This window comes from Saccharothrix sp. AJ9571, from assembly GCF_021725495.1.
GTDB classification, from domain to species: Bacteria; Actinomycetota; Actinomycetes; order Mycobacteriales; family Pseudonocardiaceae; genus Amycolatopsis; species Amycolatopsis magusensis.
The window spans coordinates 8,777,522-8,798,602 of sequence record NZ_CP091382.1 but is presented as its reverse complement, the minus strand read 5'-3'; the positions used below and the strand labels follow the sequence as shown (position 1 = coordinate 8,798,602).

General features: G+C 71.4%; 19 protein-coding genes and 1 pseudogene. 9 read left to right on the top strand and 11 right to left on the bottom strand.

The annotated features are described in order from the left end of the window. The first annotated feature begins 8 nt into the window (after window positions 1-8). Both L3Q67_RS39765 and L3Q67_RS39760 read left to right on the top strand, forming a co-directional pair. The gene (locus L3Q67_RS39765) at window positions 9-1,106 is read left to right on the top strand and encodes a glycosyltransferase family protein (RefSeq protein ID WP_499186566.1); all 1,098 of its coding nucleotides are present in this window, start codon (window positions 9-11) and stop codon (window positions 1,104-1,106) included. Continuing rightward, the gene (locus tag L3Q67_RS39760) at window positions 1,103-2,227 is read left to right on the top strand and encodes a glycosyltransferase family 4 protein (protein WP_499186565.1); all 1,125 of its coding nucleotides are present in this window, start codon (window positions 1,103-1,105) and stop codon (window positions 2,225-2,227) included. Before L3Q67_RS39765 ends, L3Q67_RS39760 begins: the two co-directional genes overlap by 4 nt. Here L3Q67_RS39760 and L3Q67_RS39755 read toward each other — a convergent pair. Continuing rightward, window positions 2,224-3,642, bottom strand: a complete 1,419-nt coding sequence (locus tag L3Q67_RS39755) for a putative glycoside hydrolase family 15 protein (RefSeq protein WP_499186564.1) — start codon at window positions 3,640-3,642, stop codon at window positions 2,224-2,226. The genes L3Q67_RS39760 and L3Q67_RS39755 overlap by 4 nt on opposite strands. Continuing rightward, entirely contained in the window at window positions 3,639-5,069 is a 1,431-nt protein-coding gene (locus tag L3Q67_RS39750; RefSeq protein WP_499186563.1) for a sugar transferase, read from the bottom strand. The genes L3Q67_RS39755 and L3Q67_RS39750 overlap by 4 nt, the downstream gene beginning before the upstream one ends. Window positions 5,070-5,452: 383 nt before the next feature. On the opposite strand from L3Q67_RS39750, the gene L3Q67_RS39745 reads away from it, so the two are divergent. The 3 genes from L3Q67_RS39745 to wecB are packed head-to-tail and all read left to right on the top strand — an operon-like array spanning window position 5,453 to window position 8,848. Further along, window positions 5,453-6,262 carry a glycosyltransferase family protein gene (locus L3Q67_RS39745; protein WP_499186562.1) on the top strand — a complete coding sequence of 270 codons (810 nt, stop codon included), beginning with the start codon at window positions 5,453-5,455 and terminating at the stop codon, window positions 6,260-6,262. Window positions 6,263-6,278: 16 nt separating this feature from the next. Continuing rightward, a complete protein-coding gene (locus tag L3Q67_RS39740) occupies window positions 6,279-7,604 on the top strand; it encodes an FAD-dependent oxidoreductase (RefSeq protein ID WP_499186561.1) in 1,326 nt (441 codons plus the stop codon). 8 nt (window positions 7,605-7,612) lie between these two features. Further along, complete coding sequence (wecB, locus tag L3Q67_RS39735; RefSeq protein WP_499186560.1) at window positions 7,613-8,848, top strand: UDP-N-acetyl glucosamine 2-epimerase; 1,236 nt, start codon at window positions 7,613-7,615, stop codon at window positions 8,846-8,848. An 8-nt stretch (window positions 8,849-8,856) separates the two neighbouring features. Here the strand turns inward: wecB and L3Q67_RS39730 are convergent, their stop codons facing one another. The 6 genes and pseudogenes from L3Q67_RS39730 to L3Q67_RS39705 form a co-directional block, all read right to left on the bottom strand. Beyond that, a complete protein-coding gene (locus tag L3Q67_RS39730; RefSeq protein ID WP_499186559.1) occupies window positions 8,857-9,180 on the bottom strand; it encodes a YbaB/EbfC family nucleoid-associated protein in 324 nt (107 codons plus the stop codon). Between the two features lie 64 nt (window positions 9,181-9,244). After that, window positions 9,245-10,126: an alpha/beta fold hydrolase gene (locus tag L3Q67_RS39725; protein ID WP_499186558.1), complete on the bottom strand. Its 882-nt coding sequence runs from the start codon at window positions 10,124-10,126 to the stop codon at window positions 9,245-9,247. A 5-nt stretch (window positions 10,127-10,131) separates the two neighbouring features. Further along, on the bottom strand, window positions 10,132-11,370 hold the full coding sequence (locus L3Q67_RS39720) for a beta-ketoacyl-[acyl-carrier-protein] synthase family protein (protein ID WP_499186557.1): 1,239 nt from the start codon (window positions 11,368-11,370) through the stop codon (window positions 10,132-10,134). Next, window positions 11,367-11,600, bottom strand: coding sequence for an acyl carrier protein (locus tag L3Q67_RS39715; protein WP_499186556.1), 234 nt, complete (start codon window positions 11,598-11,600; stop codon window positions 11,367-11,369). Before L3Q67_RS39715 ends, L3Q67_RS39720 begins: the two co-directional genes overlap by 4 nt. 213 nt (window positions 11,601-11,813) lie before the next feature. Continuing rightward, window positions 11,814-13,892 (bottom strand): arabinosyltransferase domain-containing protein, encoded by a 2,079-nt coding sequence (locus tag L3Q67_RS39710; RefSeq protein WP_499186555.1) that lies wholly within the window; start codon window positions 13,890-13,892, stop codon window positions 11,814-11,816. A gap of 19 nt (window positions 13,893-13,911) precedes the next feature. Then, window positions 13,912-14,121: pseudogene (locus L3Q67_RS39705) on the bottom strand (hypothetical protein); the annotation flags it as partial. Here L3Q67_RS39705 and L3Q67_RS39700 point away from each other — a divergent pair. After that, complete coding sequence (locus L3Q67_RS39700; protein WP_499191808.1) at window positions 14,114-14,335, top strand: hypothetical protein; 222 nt, start codon at window positions 14,114-14,116, stop codon at window positions 14,333-14,335. The pseudogene L3Q67_RS39705 and the gene L3Q67_RS39700 sit on opposite strands and share 8 nt — an antisense overlap. 150 nt (window positions 14,336-14,485) lie before the next feature. Here the strand turns inward: L3Q67_RS39700 and L3Q67_RS39695 are convergent, their stop codons facing one another. Genes L3Q67_RS39695 through L3Q67_RS39685 form a run of 3 tightly spaced genes read right to left on the bottom strand, consistent with a single transcriptional unit; the run spans window position 14,486 to window position 17,397 of the window. After that, window positions 14,486-15,247, bottom strand: a complete 762-nt coding sequence (locus L3Q67_RS39695; protein WP_499186554.1) for a sugar ABC transporter ATP-binding protein — start codon at window positions 15,245-15,247, stop codon at window positions 14,486-14,488. Then, window positions 15,247-16,230, bottom strand: a complete 984-nt coding sequence (locus L3Q67_RS39690) for an ABC transporter permease (protein ID WP_499186553.1) — start codon at window positions 16,228-16,230, stop codon at window positions 15,247-15,249. Before L3Q67_RS39690 ends, L3Q67_RS39695 begins: the two co-directional genes overlap by 1 nt. A gap of 48 nt (window positions 16,231-16,278) precedes the next feature. Next, entirely contained in the window at window positions 16,279-17,397 is a 1,119-nt protein-coding gene (locus tag L3Q67_RS39685) for a type 1 periplasmic-binding domain-containing protein (RefSeq protein WP_499186552.1), read from the bottom strand. A 111-nt stretch (window positions 17,398-17,508) separates the two neighbouring features. Between L3Q67_RS39685 and L3Q67_RS39680 the strand changes: the two genes are divergently transcribed. The 3 genes from L3Q67_RS39680 to L3Q67_RS39670 all read left to right on the top strand — a co-directional run bounded on the left by L3Q67_RS39680 (window position 17,509) and on the right by L3Q67_RS39670 (window position 21,077). Further along, on the top strand, window positions 17,509-18,249 hold the full coding sequence (locus L3Q67_RS39680; protein ID WP_499186551.1) for a FadR/GntR family transcriptional regulator: 741 nt from the start codon (window positions 17,509-17,511) through the stop codon (window positions 18,247-18,249). A 145-nt stretch (window positions 18,250-18,394) separates the two neighbouring features. After that, window positions 18,395-20,707 (top strand): thiamine pyrophosphate-binding protein, encoded by a 2,313-nt coding sequence (locus L3Q67_RS39675; protein ID WP_499186550.1) that lies wholly within the window; start codon window positions 18,395-18,397, stop codon window positions 20,705-20,707. 55 nt (window positions 20,708-20,762) lie between these two features. Continuing rightward, window positions 20,763-21,077: a hypothetical protein gene (locus tag L3Q67_RS39670; protein ID WP_499186549.1), complete on the top strand. Its 315-nt coding sequence runs from the start codon at window positions 20,763-20,765 to the stop codon at window positions 21,075-21,077. Window positions 21,078-21,081 lie beyond the last annotated feature (4 nt).

Here is a 21,081-nt window from a genome sequence, read left to right as displayed (position 1 = left end):
TCACGCACGTGACCCAGCCGGTGGATGCCGGGGTGGCCGCGGTCGTCCTGGACCTGGCCGAAGACCAGCGTGCCCGCGGCTGGCGGGTCGACCTCGTGTGCCCGCCCTCGGGGTGGCTGGTGGAGCAGGCCCGCGGCCGCGACATCGAGGTGCACCCGTGGCCCGCGACCCGGGCGCCCGGACCCCGGCTGCTACGGGAAACCCTGCGCCTGCGCCGGATCATCGACGGGCTTCGGCCGGACGTGGTGCACCTGCACAGTTCCAAGGCCGGGCTGGCGGGCAGGCTGGCCCTGCGTGGTGGCCTGCCGACCCTCTTCCAGCCGCACCTGTGGTCCTTCCAGACCGCGGGCGGCCCGCTGCGCCGGATCTGCCTGCGCTGGGAGGCATTCGCGTCGAGGTGGACGCACCAGCTGGTGTGCGTGAGCGACGACGAACTCGCCGCCGGGCGCGCGGCCGGGGTGGACGCGCCCGCCGAGGTGGTGTGCAACGGAGTGGACACCGAGCGCCTGCACCCGGCGGCCCGGGCCGCCGCCCGGCGCCGGCTCGGCTTCCCGGTCACCGCGCCCACCGCGGTGTGCGTGGGCAGGCTGGCCCACCTCAAGGGACAGGACCAGCTGCTCACCGCCTGGCCGTCGGTGCTCGCCGAGGTGCCGGACGCCCGGCTGGTGCTGGTCGGCGCGGGACCGCTGGGCCAGGCGTGGCGCGACAACCATCCGGTGGCCGGGCACCCGTCGGTGCGGTGGTGGGGCCACGGCGATCGCGCGGCGGACTTCTACGCGGCCGCCGACGTGGTGGTGCTGCCCTCGCGTGCGGAGGGCATGGCGCTGGTGCCGCTGGAAGCCATGGCGTGCGCCCGCCCGGTGGTCGCCTTCGACGTCGGCGGGGTGCGGGAAAGCGTCGGTGACACCGGCACGGTGGTGCCGCCCGGTGACCTGGCGGCGCTCGCCGAGGGGATCACCGCCCGCCTGGCCGATCCCGCGCTCGCCGCCACGGAAGGGCGCCGGGCCAGGGCACGCGTGGTAAACCTGTTCGACCACCGGCGGATGGCGGAACAGACCGCCACCCTCGCCGAAAAGCTCGCCGGTGAATGGGGGGCGGCCCGGTGAACCGACGCCCGCGCATCGCCTACCTGCTGACCCAGGACCGGGGCGGGCCGGTGGACCTGACCGTGCGCCTGGCCACTGCGCTGACCGAGGCCGATGCCGCCGAAGTGCGGGTCTTCGGCCCGCCGCCCGCGCGGGGAGCGGACCTGCTGAACGGCAACTTCGAAGAGATTTCCGTCCCTCGCAAGGGGGACCTGGCCGCCGGTCGGCGGGCACGCGCGGTGCTGCACGCCTGGCGGCCCGACGTGGTGCACGCTCAGGACCGCCGTGCCGGGCTGGTCAGCGCGAGCCTGCCCCGGCGCCAAGGCGGCCCCACGGCGGTGGTCCACACCTACCACGGCGTACCGGACGACGTCTCCGAAGAGTGGTTCCGCGGTGAGCCCTCGGCGAGGCCGCCGTCGCCCTACACCAAAGTGGTGCTCGCGGCCGACGCGGTCGTCGCCCGCGCTGTGCGGCACACGCTGGTCCCCGCGGCGGCGATGGGCGACTTCCTCCACACGCGACTCCGGGTACCGGCGAAACGCCTGCGGCACATCGACAACTGCGTCGAACCCCTGCCGTGCCTGCCGCCGGTCGGGCCCGTGCGGCACCTGCTCTTCGTCGGCCTGCTGGTGGAGCGCAAGGGCGTGCTCGACCTGCTGCGGGCCTTGGCGACCCCGGGCACCATGCCGGCGGACGCGCGGCTGACCATCGTCGGCGACGGGCCGCAGCGCGCGGACGTGGAACGAGCGGCCGCCCAGCCGCCCTTGGCCGGGCGGGTGGACGTGCTCGGGTTCCGCTCCGACGTGCCCGCCCAGCTCGCCGCGGCCGACGCGCTGGTCCTGCCGTCCACCATGGAACAGCAGCCGCTGGTGGTGGCCGAAGCCATGATGGCGGGCAAGCCGGTGCTGGCCACGGACACCGGCGGGGTGGCCGACATGCTGGACGCTCCGGGTGCCACGCGGTACCTGGCCGCACCCGGCGACGTCCCGGATCTGGCGACGCGGCTACGTGAGCTGTTCGCGGACCCGGACCCGGCGCGGACCGGGCACGCGCTCGCCAAGGCCGCCCGCGCGAAGTTCGACCCGGCGGTGTGCGCGCGGCGTCACCTGGAGCTGTATCGGTCCGTTTTGGACACCCACTAGGGGGTCGCCGTCGTGGACGGCACCGGCGGGGTCGTCTTGGCCGGACCGCCCGAGCCGGGTGGCGAAGGGGGAGCGGACGACGACGGCGGGGTTTTCACCCGGGTCAGCACCACGCCGTCGGCGGCGGGCAGCTCGACCTGGCTGACCGGCGTGCCGTCGAGCCGCGCCATGCCCGCGGGCGGGGTGATCGGCACCGTTCCCGCCGTGGGGTTCACCGCGACCCAGCCGTTGGTGAACTCCCGCGCCCACACCCCGGTGGGCTGACGGGTCGCGGTGTCGATCGCCGGGCCGAGCCCGGATTCGTGCAGCTCGGACCATTCGGGTTTGGTGTAGTCCTGAGTGGACGCAGGCATCCAGCACGTCTTGGGCCCGGCCAGCATCGCGGCGCTGGCGTACCCCGCGCGCTCCTCGCGCGTGCCCTTGACCCTGGTGATCAGCAGCAGCCACGATTCGCCGAGCGCCGCCTGCGCCCGCAACTCCTGCCATTCGTTGCCCTGGAAGGTCAGCAGCTCCCCGGAGCCACCGTCGTCGCGGAAGCCGAAATTCTCCTCCATGGCCCCGCCGAACCGCGAATGCGCGGTCCACCGGCCGGGGACGAGGTGGGTCTCGGACACGTTCGGCACGATCTGCTTCCCGGCCTTCGCCAGGGATTCCCCGGCCACGGACATCAGCTCGTCGAGTCCTTTGCGCAGCAGTTCGTCGGTCTCCTCGGCGTTGGCGGTGCCGGAGAGCACGGCGGGGGAGTAGTACCTGAGCGTGTGGAAGTCGTTGTCCGCCAGTACCCCGTCCCAGCCTTCGCGGACCACCTCTTCGGTCACCGCCTTGGTCCACGCCTGCTGGTAGCCGGCGTTCCAGACGGTCATCTGCCAGTGCCGCGGATAGCCGTTCCACTCGATGCGCCTGCCCGCGGTGTCCACGGCGAACCAGTCGGGGTGCTCGCGTTGCGCGAAGTTGTAGCCGATCCCGGACGGCAGGTACTGCGCGTCCTTGTCGCCTTCGACCGCGCCGGGGTAGTTGCGGGTGCTCGACAGGTCTTTGTAGACCAACACCGAAAGCCGCGGGTTCAGCTCGTGCAGCCGTTTCATGGCCGCGGTCTCGGTGGCGTTGAGCACCACGACCTTGTACCGCTTCGCCGCGGTCTCCAGTTCGGCGTCGGTGGGGCGGTCGCCGATGGCGTACCACCACGCGCAGGGCGGCGCCGGTTCGGGCGGTGCCGCCGCCGCCCGCGACGCGGGGGCACCCGTGGTGGACGACGGCGGCGAACTCGTGGGCAGGCCGGGAGCCGCCGCCGGGAGCGGCGTCGGGTCCGGGGTGTCGAGCACGTCGTGGCCGGCCCAGCCGAACAGGACGCCGATGGTCAACAGGGCGACGGCTCGCCACAGCGTGCCCCGCCGTCCGGCCCGGCCTTCGTTCAATTCTTCCTCCGCCTGAGGAGTTCACCCACCGTCAACAGCACGATCTTCAGATCCAGCCACAGCGACCAGTTCGCGATGTAGTAGTTGTCGTACCGGGCGCGGTCGGCGATCGAGGTGTCCCCGCGCAGGCCCTGCGCCTGCGCGAAACCGGTCAACCCCGCCGGGACCCGGTGCCGCGCCCAGTAGAGGTCGTGGATCGCCGAGAACTCCCTGACGAACCCCGGCCGTTCCGGGCGTGGCCCCACTATGGACATGTCGCCGCGGAGGATGTTCCACAGCTGTGGCAGCTCGTCGAGTGAAGTGCGCCGGAGGAAACCCCCGACCGGGCCCACCCGGCTGTCACCGGCGACCGACCACCGCGTCTGCGAGTCATCCTCACCGCCCGGCCGGACGGTCCGCAACTTGAACAGCACGAACGTGCGCCCGCCGAGCCCGACCCGGGTCTGGCGGAAGAACGCCGGGCGCCCGCTTTCCAGCAGCACCAGCACCGCGCAGCAAACGATCACCGGTGCCAGCGCCACCAGTGCCGCGGTGGCCAGCACGATGTCGACCAGGCGCTTGATCCACCAGCTCGGCCGCACGGTCGGCGCGGTGCCCAGGCGCATCAGCGGGAAGGTGCGCAGGCGCTCGACATCGCGCCCGTCCTGGTACAGCTCGAACATCCGCGGCACCACCAGGGTGGTGCAGCCCTGCTGGTGCGCGGCGATCGCGACGTCGACGATGGGCGGGTCCTGGGCGTGGGAGAAGGCGATGACCACCGTGCCCACCCGCAGCCGGGTGATCACCTCCGGCAGGTCGCCCTCGATCAGCCCGACCGGCAGCAGTGCGCGGTCGATGGCCGGGTCGTCGTCGACGATCCCGATCGGCTTCAGGCCGAACTCGGGGTGCGCCTGCATGGTCCGGACCAGTTCGGCGCCGACCTTCCCGCCGCCCACCACGATCGAGCGGTCACCACGGCCGAAGCGGCGGCGGCCCCAGCGGCCCACGGCCAGCACGCACAGGCGCGCGGGTTCGCTGAGCACGGCGAACAACAGCACCATCCACTGCGCGGCGACCGGTCCGCCGTCGTCGCGGCCGGTGCCCAGCGCCAGCACCGTGACCAGGCCCAGTGCGACGGCCGTGGTGCCGGCCGAGCGGGGCACGTCGTGCAGCCAGGACAGCCACAACCGCTTGCGGTACAGGCCACCGCAGGCGCGGATGCCCAGCAGCAGCACGGCGGTGAGCAGCCCCCACCGCGGTGGGGGCGTGACCACCCCGGCGGCCACCACCACCGCCGCGACGTCGACCACCGCCAGGAGCAGCGCGACGGCGTTGACGCGTTCGGTGGCGAGCTGCCACCAAGACAGCTCGCGTTGCTTTCCGCGCGGGCGCGGCAACCGAGGCCCGGCCGTCAGCAGCGGGGGGCGGACCGGGCTGAGCCGGGTCACCGGGCACCTCCCGGGGAGTTCCCGGTGGCGGCCCCGCGCCGCGGTTCCACAGGCGCCACCGCTTCGACGCGGTACCAGGCGAACGGCATTCCGGCAGATCCTTTCGATGGTCATCCAAGAACGAACAAAGCCGCGAGTCGGAAAACGATGTGCGAAGCTTACTCGGGTGGCTGGTTGCACATCTTGCCGGAAAAGCAAAGGGCTTGTGGATGGTAATTCACTCGTACTGATGTACGTCAATTTCCGGAATTGCTGGTGACCGGCTTCCGTCGTCCACGTTCCGGTGGTGGCGATCAAGAAATGCCGCCAGACCGCCGAAAGAAAGTCTACGTGGCCGGTGCCCTGCAAGCCACCGGCGAGAAACCCGAGGAGTGAAGTCGACCGTGCGCGCGCAATGGCAGAAAGTGGCACTACCGGGCGGCCGGGCCGGGACGGAGGTCCGCGGTACCGCGCACGTGGTGTTGCCCGCGTACAACGAAGCGGCTTCCCTGCCCGCACTGCTGCGGCGGCTGGCTTCGGTCACCGACACCGGTGAGCTGGTCGTCTGGGTGGTGGACGACGGTTCCTCGGACGACACCGCCGAGGTCGCCCTCGCCGGCGTGCCCGGCCTCGACGTCCGGCTGGTGCGCCACCAGGTCAACCTCGGCCTCGGCCAGGCTGTCCACTCCGGACTGCGCGCGGTGCTCGAAGACGCCAGGCGCGACGACTTCGTGGTGGTCATGGACGCCGACGACACCCACGACCCGGCACTGGTCCCGGTGCTGCGCGCGGCGCTGTCCGCCGGAGCCGACCTGGCCATCTGCTCGCGCTTCGCCGAGGGTGGCGACGACACCACCGCGCCGAACTACCGGCGCGCGCTCTCCCGCGGCGCGGCGGTGCTGTTCCGGCACGTCCTCGGCGTCCACGGCGTGCGCGACTTCACCAGCGGTTTCCGGGCCTACCGCGTCAGCCTGCTCGACCGCGCCAGCAAGCACTGGGGCGAGCGGCTGATCGAGGAGCGCGGTTTCGCCTGCATGGTGGAACTGCTCATCAAACTGCGGTACTGCCGCCCGGTGATCAGCGAAGTCCCGCTGTGCCTGCGCTACGACCGCAAGCAGGGTGCCAGCAAGCTCAAGATCGGCCGCACGGTGCTGCAGTACCTGCGCCTGATGGCCCGCGACCGGCTCGCCCCGCCCCCGTACCGCACCCTCTGAAGACTCCGAGGACTTGATGCACAACTCGAAACGCGACGTCGTGGTGATCGGCGGCGGCATCGCCGGGCTGGCCGCCGCCCACCGGCTCGCCGAGGCCGGCGCCTCGGTGACCCTGCTCGAGAGCAGCGACCAGCTCGGCGGCCTCGGCACCTTCTTCCCGATGGGCGGGCGGTGGGTGGAACGCTTCTACCACTGCATCATGCCTTCCGACGACCACCTGCTCGGCCTGCTGGACCGGCTCGGCCTGCGTGACGAGGTGGACTGGCGCCGCACCAGCATGGGCATGGTCTTCGGTGAGGACCGCTACCCGTTCAACTCGGCGTTGGACCTGCTGCGGTTCACCCCGCTGACGCTGGTCCAGCGCCTGCGGTTCGGCGTGGTTTCCCTGCTGCTGCGCCACCTCGGCCGCCACCGCGACCTCGACCGCACGCGCACCGAGGACTGGCTGCGCGACCTGTACGGCGACGTCATCTGGGAAAAGCTCTTCGTGCCGATGTTCGGGTCGAAGTTCGGTGCCGCCTTCGCCGACGTGCCCGCGCTGTACCTCTGGCAGCGGCTCGGCCGGGAGAGCAACGTCGCCACCCGCGGTTATCCGGCCGGCGGGTACAAGTCGATCATCGACGCGCTGCACGCGTCCATCGAAGCGAACGGTGGGCGGGTCCGCCTGTCCACACCGGTGGGCGGTATCGCCGGTGACGAGGTCTCGATGCGGGTCACCGTGGCGGGCGGCGAGGTCATCGACTGCGATCGGGTGCTCTCCACCGTGCCGCTGCCCCAGCTCCGGCGACTGGCCGAGCCCGGCCTGGCCGAGCTCCTGCCGACCACGCAACTCGCCTACCAGGGCGTGGTGAACGTGCTGTTCTTCCTGCGGCGGCCGCTGGAAGGGCACTACTGGACACCGGTCCTGCATTCGGCGGCGGAATTCGACGGCGTCGTGGAAATGACCGAACTGACCGGGGAAGCGGCCTACGACGGCCGCTACCTCGCCTACGCCATGCGCTACACCGACCGGGGTTCCGCCCTGTTCGCCGACGACGACGCGGCCATCGCCGAGCGCTGGACCGGGCAGTTGCTGCGGTTGTACGCTGACCTTCCGCTGACCCGGGAGGACATCGCCGAGGTCAGGGTGTTCAAAGCGCCGTTCGTGGAGCCGGTCTACCCGCTCGGCTACCTCACCCGGCGCCCGCCCGTGGCGGTTCCCGGGACCCGCTTGCTGCTGGCCACCACGGCACACGTCTACCCCGACGTCACCAGCTGGAACTCCAGCGTCGGCCTGGCCGACTCGGTGGCCGCACTGGCGCTGTCCACGCGCGGCGCCGCCAGAACACCGAACGAGGTGTGAACTTCCCCGTGCAGGAAAGAACTCCGCCCGAAGTCCAGTTCGTCGCCGGCACCCGGCCGGAGGCGTTGAAGATCGCGCCGGTGGCCGCGGCCCTGCGCCGCCGCGGGCGCCTGCGGCCGGTGGTGGTGGCCAGTGGGCAGCACCCGACGATGGTCCACCAGGCGCTCGCCATGTTCGGCATGGCGCCCGACGAGGAACTGCCGGTGCGGCGCACGGTCGGCAGCCAGCCGGAGTTCTTCGCCCACGTCCTGCCCGCGCTGGACGCGTTGTGGCGGCGGCGGCCACCGGCCGCGGTGGTGGTGCAGGGCGACACCTCCACCACCTTCGCCGCCGCGCTGGTCGCGTTCTGGCACCGCCTGCCGGTGGTGCACCTCGAAGCCGGTTTGCGCTCGCACGACCTGTCCGCGCCGTTCCCCGAGGAGGCGAACCGGCGGTTCGTCAGCATCGCCAGCACGCTGCACCTGGCGCCGACCCCGACGGCGGCCCGCCACCTCGACAACGAGGGCATCCCGATGGCGCGGGTGGTGGTCACCGGCAACACGGCGGTGGACGCGGTGCACGCGATGACCGCGCGCCCGCGGGACTTCGCCGAGCCCCGATTGTCCGATGTGGAGGGACGGGCGCTGTCAGGGCAGCGGCGCGTCGTGCTGGTCACCGTGCACCGCCGCGAATCCTGGGGCGTGCCGATGGACCGGGTGCTGCGTGCGGTGCGGACGCTCGTCCGTGCCCACGAGGACATCGAGGTGGTCCTGCCCGCGCACCCCAACCCGGCGGTCCGCGCCCAGGTGGAGAACACCCTGCGCGGCTGCGAACGCGTGCTGGTCACCGGGCCGCTGGAGTACGCCGATCTGGTCCGCCTGCTCGCGGTGAGCACGCTGGTCCTCTCGGACTCCGGCGGTATCCAGGAGGAGGCGCCGACGTTCTCGGTGCCCGTGCTGGTGCTGCGGGATGTCACCGAACGACTGGAGGCGGTCGAAGCGGGCTGCGCGATCCTGGTGGGCACGGACGAAGAGCGCATCCTGGCCACCGCCGGGGCGCTGCTGGACGACCCCGCCGCCGCGGCCGCGATGGCCTCACGCGGCAACCCGTTCGGCGACGGGCGGGCGGCGGAGCGGACCGAAGCCGCCCTCGCGCACCTGCTCGGCCTGACCGACACCAGGCCGCAGCCGTTTCAGGCGGCGATGCGCCCGGTGCCGGTGCAGCGGCCGGCCGGTCTGCTCCAGCGGGTGCCCGAACCGCAGTGAGCCACCGGTCAGCCGGGCGCGTCGGGGAACCAGCCGCGCAGGGTGGTGGCGATGTGCTCGGCGTCGTCACCACTCATGATCCGTTTGGCCAGCGCCGACACCTCGCCGGGGATCCGGGCCTGCGCCCGGCGTACGCAGTCGAGCACCACTTCGCCGACGTGCTCGGGCGGTAGCCGCGCGAGCAGTCCGGTGGTCACCACGTCGAGCAGCTTCCCTTGCGCGTCAACGGTTATCCGGACAGCGCCGCTCGGGTCGGCTTCGGTGATCCGGATCGACCGCATCGCCCGGCCGAGTTCGGTGTAGGTGCGCGCGATCCGGTGTTCGTCAGGCACAAGGCTCCCTCCACGCCAGGTGGAGGTGAAACTATCGCGCGCACGGCTCCGGGATGACGGTCGTTCACCCCACAACACCGGGGAGAATCGCTGGAGAAAGGTAGGGCGCGGAGTCCAGCGGCTCACCGGTGAAGAAGCGGAGCGCCAGATCGGCCACGTCCGCCGAGCGTTCCAGCACCACCCAGTGGTCGGCGTCGGAGATGGTGACGAATTCGCAGCCCTCGATGGTGGCGGCGAATTCGCGTTGCCGCTCGGGGGTGGTGATGGTGTCGTGCTCGCCGGTGAACACCAGCGACGGCACCCCGGACAGGCCGCCGTCGAAGGACGGGCCGCTGATCAGGGAACGCTGCAGGTAATCCATCAGGTGCGGCACCCTGGCCGCGCCGTGCAGCATCGAGCGCCGGACGTACCGGTAGACCAGTGCGCGTCGCGGGACGTGCCGGTTCTCGTCGAGGCAAAGCTGCATTTTCGCGGTGACCGTGGCGAATTCCTCGTGTTCGCCGTTCGCGAGGTGTTCGGCCGCTCGGCGCAATTGCTTCAGCTGTTCGGGGCTGGTGTGGGACACCACGCCGCCGAGCGCGAGCCGCGCGATGCGGTGCGGTCTGCGTCGCGCGCACCCGAAAGCGAGTTCGGCGCCGTAGGAATAGCCGAACAGGTTGACCCGCGGGACACCGAGGTCGTCGATGATCTGGTCGAGCGCGGCACCCATGAGTTCGGCGCCTTCGCCGGCGGGCAGCGGGTCCGCGTCGCCCATGCCGGGCAGGTCCGCGGTCACCAGGCTCGCCACGGGGGTGAGCTGGTCCTCCATCTGGGGCCAGCCGTACATGCCCTGCAGCCCGCCGCCGATCACCACCACCGGTTCGATCCGCGGCTCCGGTTGCCGGAGCAGCCGGTAGCGGTACCGGATCCCGCCCGCGGACAGGGCACGGATGACTTCGTCGTGCATGGGGTTCAGCAACTCCTGGTGAGGACGAGCGCGGCGTTGTGGCCGCCGAAGCCCATCGAGGTCTTGACGGCGCAGTCGAAGGTGGCGGGCCTGGCTTCCTTGGCGACCACGTCGATCGGGATGCGGACGTCGCGGGTGCGGAGGTTGGCCGTGGCGGGCACCAGCTGGTGCTCCAGCGCCATGACCGTCAGCGCTGCCTCGATGCCGCCCGCCGCGCCGAGCGCGTGCCCGGTCATCGCCTTGGTCGAACTGACCAGTGGCTGGTCGCCGAGGACCCGTTCGAGCACGGTGGCTTCGATGAGGTCGTTCATCACGGTGGACGTGCCGTGCGCGTTGACGTGGCCGACGTCGGCCGGTGACACGCCCGCGTCGTCCAGCGCGGTGCGCAGCGCGCGCTCGATGCCCTCGCCTTCCGGTTCGGGGGCCACTGCCGCGTACGCGTCGCTGGAAGCGCCGTATCCCGCGATTCCCGCGCGGATGCGAGCGCCTCGTGCGATGGCGTGTTCGGGCCGTTCGAGGACAACGAGCCCGGAGCCTTCACCGATGACGAACCCGTCGCGGTCCGCGTCGAACGGGCGGCACGCTATCTCCGGCGCGTCGCGGCGGGTGGACACCGCCCGGAGCTGGCAGGCACTGGAGATCAGCAGCCGGGAGCACACGGATTCGGCGCCCCCGGCGATGGCGATGTCGCAGGCACCGGACCGCAGCATCTGCAGGGCGGTGCCGATCGCGACCGTGCCGGAGGAACACGCCGTGGAAACGCACAGGCTCGGCCCGCGTGCGCCGAGGTCCATGCAGACGCTGCTGGCGGCGCTGTTCACCGTGGTCATCGGCGCGAGCTTCGGCGAAACGCGGCGGGCGCCCTTTTCCGCGAGCACGGCGCTTTGCTCGTCGTAGAACGGAAGACCGCCGTGCGCGGACCCGATCACCACCGCGACGCGGTTCGAGTCCCACACCGAGGTGTCGAGGCCCGCGTCCGCCACCGCTTCCCGGGCGGCCAGCACCGCGAGCTGCGTGAACCGGTCCATCATCCGCAACGCCGGCACGCCCAGCAGGGCCGCGGTGTCGAGGTCTTCGATGGTGTACATGAAATCGCAGGGCAGGTCGCGGAGTTCTTCCCGGTGGCGCACCGCGGTGGGCGAGCCGGACCGGGTCACGCCCTGCCAGGTGGCCTCGGCGCCGACCCCGGCCGCGGTGATCAACCCCAGTCCGGTCACCGCCGCGGCAGGCTGTCCCCGCGTCACGCGGCGAGCTTCGCGTCGATGAGCGTGGTCAGCTGGCCCACCGTTTCCCGCGAGGTCAGCTGCACGTCCTCGAGATCGACCAGCAGGCGTTCCTCGACGAGCACCCGGAGTTCCTCCAGCGCGAGGGAATCCATGCCGAGGCCGCGCAGCGAGACCTCGGGGTGCACGGCGTTCGCTTCCACACCGAACTTCTCGGTCAGCAGGGCGGTGATCTCTCCTGTAACGCTCACTCTTCTCGCAGCTCCACTCGGTTTGGGCGATTGTGGGCACCGTCGGCCGCATGAACCAGCCGCGGCGATCCGTCCTTTATAACCGCCCACCACGGGATCGTGGAGTTTCATGACTCCATGGAGTGACATTTTCGGTTCGCGGCGAGTGGTCCGGCGAGTGGAGACAAACGTTTGCTCTTTCGCGCACCAGTGCTCGGCGGGTGTGCGTGAAAACTATTCTTGTTTCTGTCCGGGGTGCAGTTCGGTGGCGGGATCGGCGCGGCCGAGGTAGTCCGGGTCGGTGTAGGGCGTTTCGCGGTGCCAGCCGGTGTGGGTGGTGGTCGTCGTGGTGACGGTGTAGCGCCCGGTGGGGTAGCGGTAGGTCACCTCGTAGCGGGTGCCCAGGGCGGGGTCGCCGGGGAGTTCGGTGTACGTGGCGACGGCGGCCATGGGGGCGAAGGCGCCGCCGTGGGGCGCGTGGCGGCGGGTGAGGTCGCCGGCGTAGCGGTAGGCGGGTGGGGCGGCGATCGCCGCCACCGGGGGTTCGAGCAGGCCGTCGGCCAGGACGGGCAGGCGGGTGCAGGGGTGCCAGAAGGCGATGGGCCAGTCGACGAGCACGGGGCCGGTCGTGCCGGTCGCCGCCGTGGGACCGCAGGTGCCGGCGGCGATCGTGGCGGGGCCGGAGAACTGGCCGCGCTGGTGCTGGTTGAGCGCGGCCTTGGCGAGCAGCGCGGCGGTCAGCACCGGCATCAGGAGCACGGTGGCGGTGGCCAGGGTGAGGGCGGACCAGCCGGTGAGGCGGACGGCGGCGGGGGCGGGGTCGGGTCTTCGCCGGAGGAACGGCAGGGCCAGGGCAGCGGCGGCGAGCAGCAGGACCACGGGGTGGGCGAGCCGGCCGCCGAGGAGGGGCTCGTCGGGCCGGGGCATGCCGAGTGCGGCGTAGGCGAACCAGGAGTTGGTGCCGTACCAGGTGAGGCTGGTCAGCAGCAGTACGGCGAACAGGGCGCCGCCGCGCACGGCCCAGCCGGTGTGTTCGGTGGCGAAGGCGCGGGGCAGGGCGGCCAGGCCGATGGCGATCGCGAGGGCGGTGAAGGCGGCGAGGGCGGAGAAGTGGGAGACCACTTTGCTGGGGGTGAAGATCAGGGCGACGTAACCGAGGCCGAGCCACGCGAAGGGCGCCCCGGCCGGGCCGGTGAAGACGCCCCCGTGGCGGGTGCGCAGGCGGAGCACGAGAACGGTGCCGAGGACGGCGATGCCGAGCAGGACCGGCAGGCGCCGGAACGGGTGTTGCTCGAACAGGAATTCGGGGCTGATGCCGGGCCAGAGCAGGGTTTGGTAGCGGGCGAATTCGTCGTACCAGGTGGAGCTGGCCCCGTGCCAGTAGCGGCTGCCCGCGGAGTCGAGGAAGCCGCCGATGCCGGAATTGACGAAGGCGATGGGCGCGGCGAGGGTGGCCGCGGCGAGCGTCGCCAGGATCAGGGTCACGCGATGGGGGACGCGCTGGCGGCAGGCGTGCAGCAACCCGAGTGCCACGGGGATCGCGGCGAGGAAGCCGGTGGAGGTGATGGTCAGGCACAGGCCGGTGGCCAGGCCGCCGAGGACGAGCCAGGCGGGCCGGTCGGTGACGCGGGCCCGCAGGGTGGCGTAGGCGGCCGCGGCGGTGCACAGGGCGATGAAGGGTTCGGGGCGCAGGCCGACCCCGCCGGGCATCCACGCGACGAGGAACGCGGCGCCGAGCAGCCAGCGCGGCACGTGGAGGGGGAGCAGGCGGACGATGCCGAGCAGCAGCAGCCAGATCGCGAACCCGGCCAGCAGGGACGGCACGCGGGTCATCAGCGGTGACCAGGAGAGTTCGAACAGCGGCGCGAAGAGGTGGTGCAGCAGGACGGCCGGGGTTTCGGCGGCGTTGAGGGCCATGTAGTAGTCACCGGCGTACCCGGCGGCCGGGAAGTTGCGGTGCATGCCGAGGAACCAGCCGTCGTCCACGGTCTGCGGAGCCAGCACGCCCCACCCGGCGATGACCACCGCGGCCGGCGCGCTCCAGGCGGCGTCCGTGCGCCAGGGACGCTTCGGCCGTGGCGGGCCGCCGCGCCAGATGGTGAACGCGAGCACCGCGCAGCCGACCACCCCGAGCGCGCAGGCGATCATCAGCCCGAGCTTGAGCGGCGTGGGGGAGGTCTGGAAGCGGGCATCCGCCTTGGCCTTGGCCGAGACTTCCGAGGTTTCGGTGACGAACGCGACCACCTGCGGTACCAGCGCGTCCCCGGCGGGCCAGTTCGCGGCCGTCCAGAGCGGCGACGATCTGCTGCCCATCGGCGTGCACGGTGTAGGCGCAGGCGGTGCCGGGCGGGCTGCCGAGTGCGATCTGCTGTCCGTCCACGGTGAGCACCAGCGTGCCATCGAGGTTGGCCAGCGACAGGCCCCAGCGCTGCCCGTGCTGATCTCCGGGCGGGAACGTGGAGAACACCGTGCGCCCGCGCTCGCCCGCCGCCGCGCAACTCGCGGTCACGTCCAGGGACAGCGGCCGGTAGGGCATGAACATCGCCACCGTCGACTCCGCCCGCGCCCCTTGCTGCGGCCAGCTCACCTCGACCTGTTCGGCGGACACCGGTGCGAAAGGAATTGCCAGCGCGCAGACGATCGTCGTCAAAGCCAAACCGGACAATGCCGCGAAGAGCCGCCGACGGCGGTTGGGCGCAGGGGAGGTGGCCACAGCGGGCGCCGTGTCGGTAATCACTGGAATCCGTTCGGGCTAAAGGTTTCCTCGAAGTGCGACCAGAGCGGCGCCGATCGACGATAACCCGGGAATGCGCCCCGAGACGAATGTCCGTGATTCAGGTCTCAGTGTCGAATGGACAGTGCGAAAACCCGCACGATCGCAGGGATCGCGGTTACTTTCCCACTGCTCACTTCCGGTGCAGCCGGTATTCCGCGTGCACGAGCTCCAGCAGTTCGGTCACCGAGGTCTCCCGCGACGGCCGGTCGAAGGTGATCTCCCCGTGCTGCAACAGGTTTACTCGATCGCAGACGTCGACGACCTGGCCGTAGTTGTGCGCGATGAGGATGATCGCGAGGTCGCCGCGCTGCTTCAGCTCGTCGAGCAGCCGCAGGATCAGGCCGCTCTCCTTGGCGCCCATCGCGGCGAGCGGTTCGTCGAGCAGCAGCAGTTTCGCGTCGGAGAACACCGACCGCGCGACCGCGATGGCCTGCCGTTGACCGCCCGAGAGCATGCCGACCTCGGCGGTGACCGAAGGGATGTCGATGCCGATCGAGTCGAGCGCTTCCCTGGCCCGGCGGCGCATCTCCTTGCGCCGCAGGAACGGCAGCGGTTTGTGCACCAGTTCCTTGTTGAGGTGCAGGTTCAGGTACACCGGCAGGTCGTTGACCATGGCCAGGTCCTGGAACACCGTCTCGATGCCGAGCGAACGGGCGTGCACGACCGATTTGAGCGTGACCGGTTCGCCGTCGAAGAGCAGGCGGCCGCCGTCAGGCTGGTGGTAGCCGGTGAGGATCTTGATCAAAGTGGACTTTCCGGCGCCGTTGTCCCCGATGAGCCCGAGGATTTCGCCCCTGCGCACGTGCAGGTTGACGTCGGTGAGCGCGCTGACCGGGCCGAACCGCTTGCTCACGTGCTCGGCCCTGATCACGTCCGGCTGGTCCTGGTTCATCACAGCTCCCGGGATCCGAGGCGTTTGCGCAGCAGCGACAGCGACACGTTGAGCACCATGGCGAGCAGGATCGCCGCGCCGAGCACCACGTTGAACGCGTTCGCGCTGACCCCGGTCAGGTTGAACCCGTCGAACACGATGCCGAGCAGCAGGGCGCCGAGGAACGCGCCGACCACCGTGCCCGACCCGCCGAGCAGCGCCGTGCCGCCGATGACCGCCGACGCGACCGCGAAGAACATCATCGTGAAGCCGCCGTTGGTCGGGTCGTAGGAGCCGACCCTGGTGCCCTGCAGGATGCCCGCGAACCCGGCCAGGGTGCTGATGATCGCGAAGTTGACGATCTTGACGCGGTTGACCGGGATACCGGACTCCGCGGCGCCGACCGGGTTCCCGCCGGTGGCCTGGGTGTGGATGCCGAACTGGGTCGCCGAGAGCACCACCTGCATCAGCGCGACGATCACCACGGCCCAGGCGAACTCCGACCACGCCGCCCCGCCGAACACCTCGACCAGCCAGTTGCCCGAGGGCGCGCTGACCGGGCGGGCGTCGGAGATGATCAGTACCAGCCCCTGGAGCAGGAAGGCCATGCCCAGGGTGGTGATGAAGGACGGGATGTTCAGCACGGTCCGGATCAGCCCGTTGACCACGCCGATCAGCGTGCTCAGCAGCACCGAGCCGAGCAGGGCGAGCCACAGCGGCGCGCCGTTGACCGAGAACAGCATCAGCGTGAACGGCGCCAGCGTGAACACGAAACCCGCGGACAGGTCGATCTCCCCGCAGATCAGCAGCATCACCTGACCCGCGGCGATGATCGCCCACGGCGCCACGTACTGCGCGATCGTCTGGTAGTTCTCCGCCGAGTTGAACGCGTCGCTGGTCGCGGTGAAGTAGCCGGCCGCGGCGATCGTGACCAGCAGGATGCTCAGTTCCTTGATCCGCAGCACGCCGAGCAGGACGGGCCGCCCGGTCACCGGATCCGGCATCAGCGCACTCCTCGACGGCGTCGGTTCGGTTGGCGGGGTCAGCGGGGGTCAGCGGCTCAGCACCGACGGTGGCGGCAGCGGGATCGAGGGCGGCATGGGGACCAGCGCGTTGTTCGGCCCGCCTTCGAACTTGCTCCCGGCGGACGCGTACGGCCCGGCGTTCTCCTTGGTCACGAAGGTCAGGCCGGTGTCGGTGACCGGCGGCGCGACCAGCGTGCCGGAGAGCCGGTACAGGTAGAGGTAGAGCACCGACAGGAAACCCTGGAGGTACGGCGACTGGTCGATGGTGAAGTCCAGCGCGCCGGAGGCGACGCCTTCGACGGTGTCGTCGAGCAGGTCGAAGCCGCCGCCGCTGATCCGGCCCTGCAGGCCGCGGTCCTTGATCACGCTCGCGCAGGCCGCGGTGCTGCCCGCGTCGACGGCGTAGATGCCCTGCGCGCCGGGGTTCCCGGTGAACGCGGCGGTCATCGCGTTGAGCTCACCCGCCTGCTCGGCGCCGGTGTTGACGGAACGGACGGTCACCCCGGGCGCGTCCTGCTTGAGCGCGTCGATGATGCCGTCGAGGCGTGGCTGCACGTTGTTGCCGCCCGGCTGGGAGATGCCGACCAGGATTTCGCCGGAGGTGACCTTCGTGGCGATCCGCTGGCCCATCTTGAAGCCGGAGAGGTAGAGGTCCTGGCCGACGTAGGCGAGCGGGTGGTTGCCCGCCGCGTTCGCGTTGTAGGCGATCACCGGGATGCCCGCGGCCAGCGCCCGCTTGGTCAGTTCGACGAAGGCGTTGTTGTCGGTCAGCGAGATGGCGATCCCGTCGACCTTGCCGTTCAGCGCGGTCTCCATCGCACTGGCCATCTGCGCCACGTTGCCGTTCTCCGAACCCGTCCACTGTGGTTCGGGGAGGCCGAGCAGGGCCGCGGCGTCGGCGAGGCCGGTGCGCGTGGGGACGAAGAAGGAGTTCGTCGTGACGTGGTTGACGAAGACGAACCGCCAGTCCGGGGTGTCCGGGAAGGTGCCGGCGCCGCCACCGCCCTCCTGGCCTTCCTGCACGCCGGTGCACGCCGAGAGCAGCGCTCCCGCGGCGAGCACCCCGCCGCCCGCGCCCAGGTAGGTCAATGCCGATCGGCGTGACGTGGTGCCGTTCCCCGGCCTGTCGGACTTTTCGAACCTCACTGTTCGACCCCGCATCCGTCTCGGCGGCAATGGGTGAATCATTCGATGATTCAGTCGGGGAGTCAAGGGCGCCGGTTTGACTTCGCCCCGGCGCCCGCCGATGATCCGGTGGTGGAAAGCAGCAGTTCAGCGGCCGGTCCGCTCGGCAGGCACCGGACGATCCACGGGCAGGTCGTGGAGTGGATCGGGCGGCGCATCGTCTCCGGTGAGCTGTCCTACGGCAGCAGGCTGCCGAACGAAGCCGAGCTGGCCGCGCAGCTGAAGGTCAGCCGCGGTGGGGTGCGGGAGGCGGTCAAGGCACTGGCCGCCAAGGGCATGGTCGAGCCGCGGCCCCGGCTGGGCACCCGGGTGCGCCCGCGCAACGAGTGGAACCTGATGGACCGCGAGGTGATCGACTGGCACGGCCAGGTCGCCGCGCCGGACTTCCTCGACGACCTGCTGGAACTGCGCCTGATGGTCGAGCCGGGCGCGGCGCACCTGGCGGCCGAGCGGGCGACGGCGGAGCAGATCGCCGCGCTGGAGCGCGCCTACGACGGCATGGCCGAGTACGCGCCGCAGTTGCCCGAGCGCGAGCAGAGCTTCGTCGACGCCGACCTGAGTTTCCACCTGATCGTGTTGCGCGCCAGCGGGAACCAGCTGATCGAGCAATTGGGCAGGCTGCTCGAGACGAGCCTGCGCCAGGGGCTGGCGGCCAGCTCGCACGCCCCCGGCGGGGTCGCGGCCACGCTGCCGCTGCACCACGCCGTCCTGGCCGCCGTGCGGGCGCACCGCCCGGTCGCCGCCTCCCGGGCGATGCGGCGGCTGATCGAGACCACCGCGAACGCCGTCAGCCGGATGAGCGACGACGCCTGACCGGGAGTACTGCGCAGGTTGTCCGGCTGACCGGCCCGAAATCGCCGTGAGACTGGGCATTTTGCCCAATCCCCGGCGTGATCGTTGCGCGGCTGCCCACCGACTTGCTGAGCTGTCGGCCAGCTGCCCAGGTCGAGGAGGACCCATGACAACGGCCCAGCGCGGCCCCGCCGCCGACGTCGAGACGCTGAAGCGGATCGAGGAGCGGCTGCTGTGGCTCTCGTCGGCCGTCATCCACCACGCCAACCGGGTGCGGCCGAACCCCTCGGGCCTCAAGGTCGGCGGGCACCAGGCGTCCTCCGCCTCGATGGTGTCGGTGATGACCGCGCTGTGGTTCCGCCACCTGCGCCCCGAGGACCGGGTCTCGGTGAAGCCCCATGCGTCCCCGGTGCTGCACGCGATCAACTACCTCCTCGGCGACCTCGACGCCGCCTACCTGCCCCGCCTGCGGGAGTTCGGCGGCTTGCAGAGCTACCCCAGCCGGGCGAAGGACCCCGACCAGGTCGACTACTCGACGGGCTCGGTCGGCATCGGCGCGACGGCCCCGATCTGGGGTGCGGTTTCGCGCCGGTACGTCGATTCGGCGTTCGGCACCGCCGGGGCCGGGCGCCAGTACTCGCTGGTGGGCGACGCCGAACTGGACGAAGGCGCGGTGTGGGAGGCGGTGCTCGACCCGGCCGTCGCCGAGCTGGGCGAGATCGTCTGGGTGGTCGACCTCAACCGCCAGTCGCTGGACCGCGTGGTGCCGAACATCGCCGCCGCCAAGCTGCAGCACATGTTCGCCGCGGCGGGCTGGCAGGTCGTCACGGTGAAGTACGGGCGCCTCATCCAGGAGCTGTTCGCCCGCCCCGGTGGCGAGGAACTCCGGCACCGGATCGACACCATGTCCAACCCGGAGTACCAGCGGCTGCTGCGCTGCGACGCCGCCGAAGTCCGCCGCCGCCTGCCCGGTACCGAGCCGGACGCTGGGCGGATCGCCGCCTTGTTGTCCGAAGTGGACGATGCGGCGCTGCTGGAAGCCGTGGCGAACCTCGGCGGGCACGACCAGGTGGCGCTCGACGAGGCCTTCGAGTCCATCGAGGACACCCGGCCGACGGTGATCTTCGCCTACACCGTCAAGGGCTACGGCCTGGCCACCAAGGGGCACCCGCAGAACCACTCGGCCCTGCTGTCCGAGCCGCAGATGCGTGAACTCGCCGACCGGCTGGGTGCGGACCTGGACGACCCGTGGGCGGTGTTCCCGCCGGAAAGCGCGGAGCAGCGGCTGTGCGCCGAGACGGCCGCGCGGCTGGCCAGGCCGCGGGTGGAGCAGCACGCGCCGCCCGCGGTACCGGTGGATTTCGGCCGGACGCCGTCCGGCACGGCGACCACCCAGGCGGCTTTGGGCCGGGTCCTGCTCGACCTCAGCCGCACGGCTCCCGAAGCGTCACGGCGCGTGGTGACCGTGAGCCCCGACGTCAGCTCCACGACCAACCTCGGCGGCTGGGTCAACAAGGTCGGTGTCTGGTCGTCGGCCGAGCGCACCGACTGGTTCGCCGACGACGCCGAAACCATCCTGCACTGGCGCGAGAAGCCGACCGGGCAGCACATCGAACTGGGCATCGCCGAGGTCAACCTGGTCAGCCTGCTCGGTGAGCTGGGCACGACCTGGAGCCGCTGGGGCGAACCCCTGCTGCCCATCGGCGTGCTCTACGACCCGTTCGTCGAGCGGGCGCTGGAACCGTGGTCCTACGGCATCTACGCCGGCGGTCAGTCGATCCTGGTCGGCACGCCGTCGGGGGTGTCGCTGGCCCCGGAAGGCGGTGCGCACCAGTCGATCAAGACCCCGTCGATCGGGCTGGAGCAACCCGGCTGCGTGAGCTACGAGACCGCGTTCGCGATCGACACGGAGTGGGCGCTGCTGGCCTGCCTCGCCCGGTTGGGGCGCCCGGACGGCACCTCGGCCTACCTGCGCCTGTCCACCCGGCCGGTCGACCAGAGCCTGGCGTCGGTGCCCGCCGATCCCGCCGCCCGTGAACGGCGACGCAGGCAGGTCGTCGCGGGGGCGTACACCCTGCGCCGCACGGAAAAGCCGCAGGTCACCATCGCCGCCATGGGCGCCGTCGTGCCCGAGGCGCTGGCCGCGGCCGCCCGGCTCGACCAGGTCGGGGTGGCCGCCGACGTGGTGTGCGTGACCAGCCCCGACCTGCTCTACCGGGCAGTGCGCGCACGACAGGGCCACGAACCGGCGGACACCTGGATCCTCGACCAGGTCTTCCCCGCCGACCGGGCGACCCCGCTGGTGACCGCTCTGGACGGCCACCCGCACACGCTGTCGTTCCTGGCCACGATCAACCGCGTCGCCACGACCGCGCTCGGCGTCACCCGGTTCGGCCAGTCCGGCTCGCTGGAGGACGTCTACCGCCACCACGGCCTCGACACCGACTCGTTCGTCCGGGCGGCCCTCGACCTGGGGTAGCAGGTCGTAGCAGCATGGGGTACGCCACGCAGCCGTCCAGCCGGTGAGGAGTCCCATGATCTACGGCCAGTCGCCCGAACCGACGCAGTACCCCGGCCCGCCGGGCGGGCCGGAGCGGCCCCGGGGGTCCGGACCGGCCGTGGCCTCGCTGGTCCTCGGCCTGCTCGGGCTGGTGCTGCCGTTCCTCCCGATGGCCATGGACGGCTTCCGGCAGTACGCCGGGCTGCCGTTCGCCATCGGCGGCCTCGTCTTCGGCGTCGTCGCCTGCCTCGGCCGCCGCCGTGGCTTGCCGGTCGCCGTGCTCGGGTTGATCGTGTCGACCATCGCGATGGGCATCGCGTTGTTCATGGTCGTCTCGTACGCGCTTTGACGTG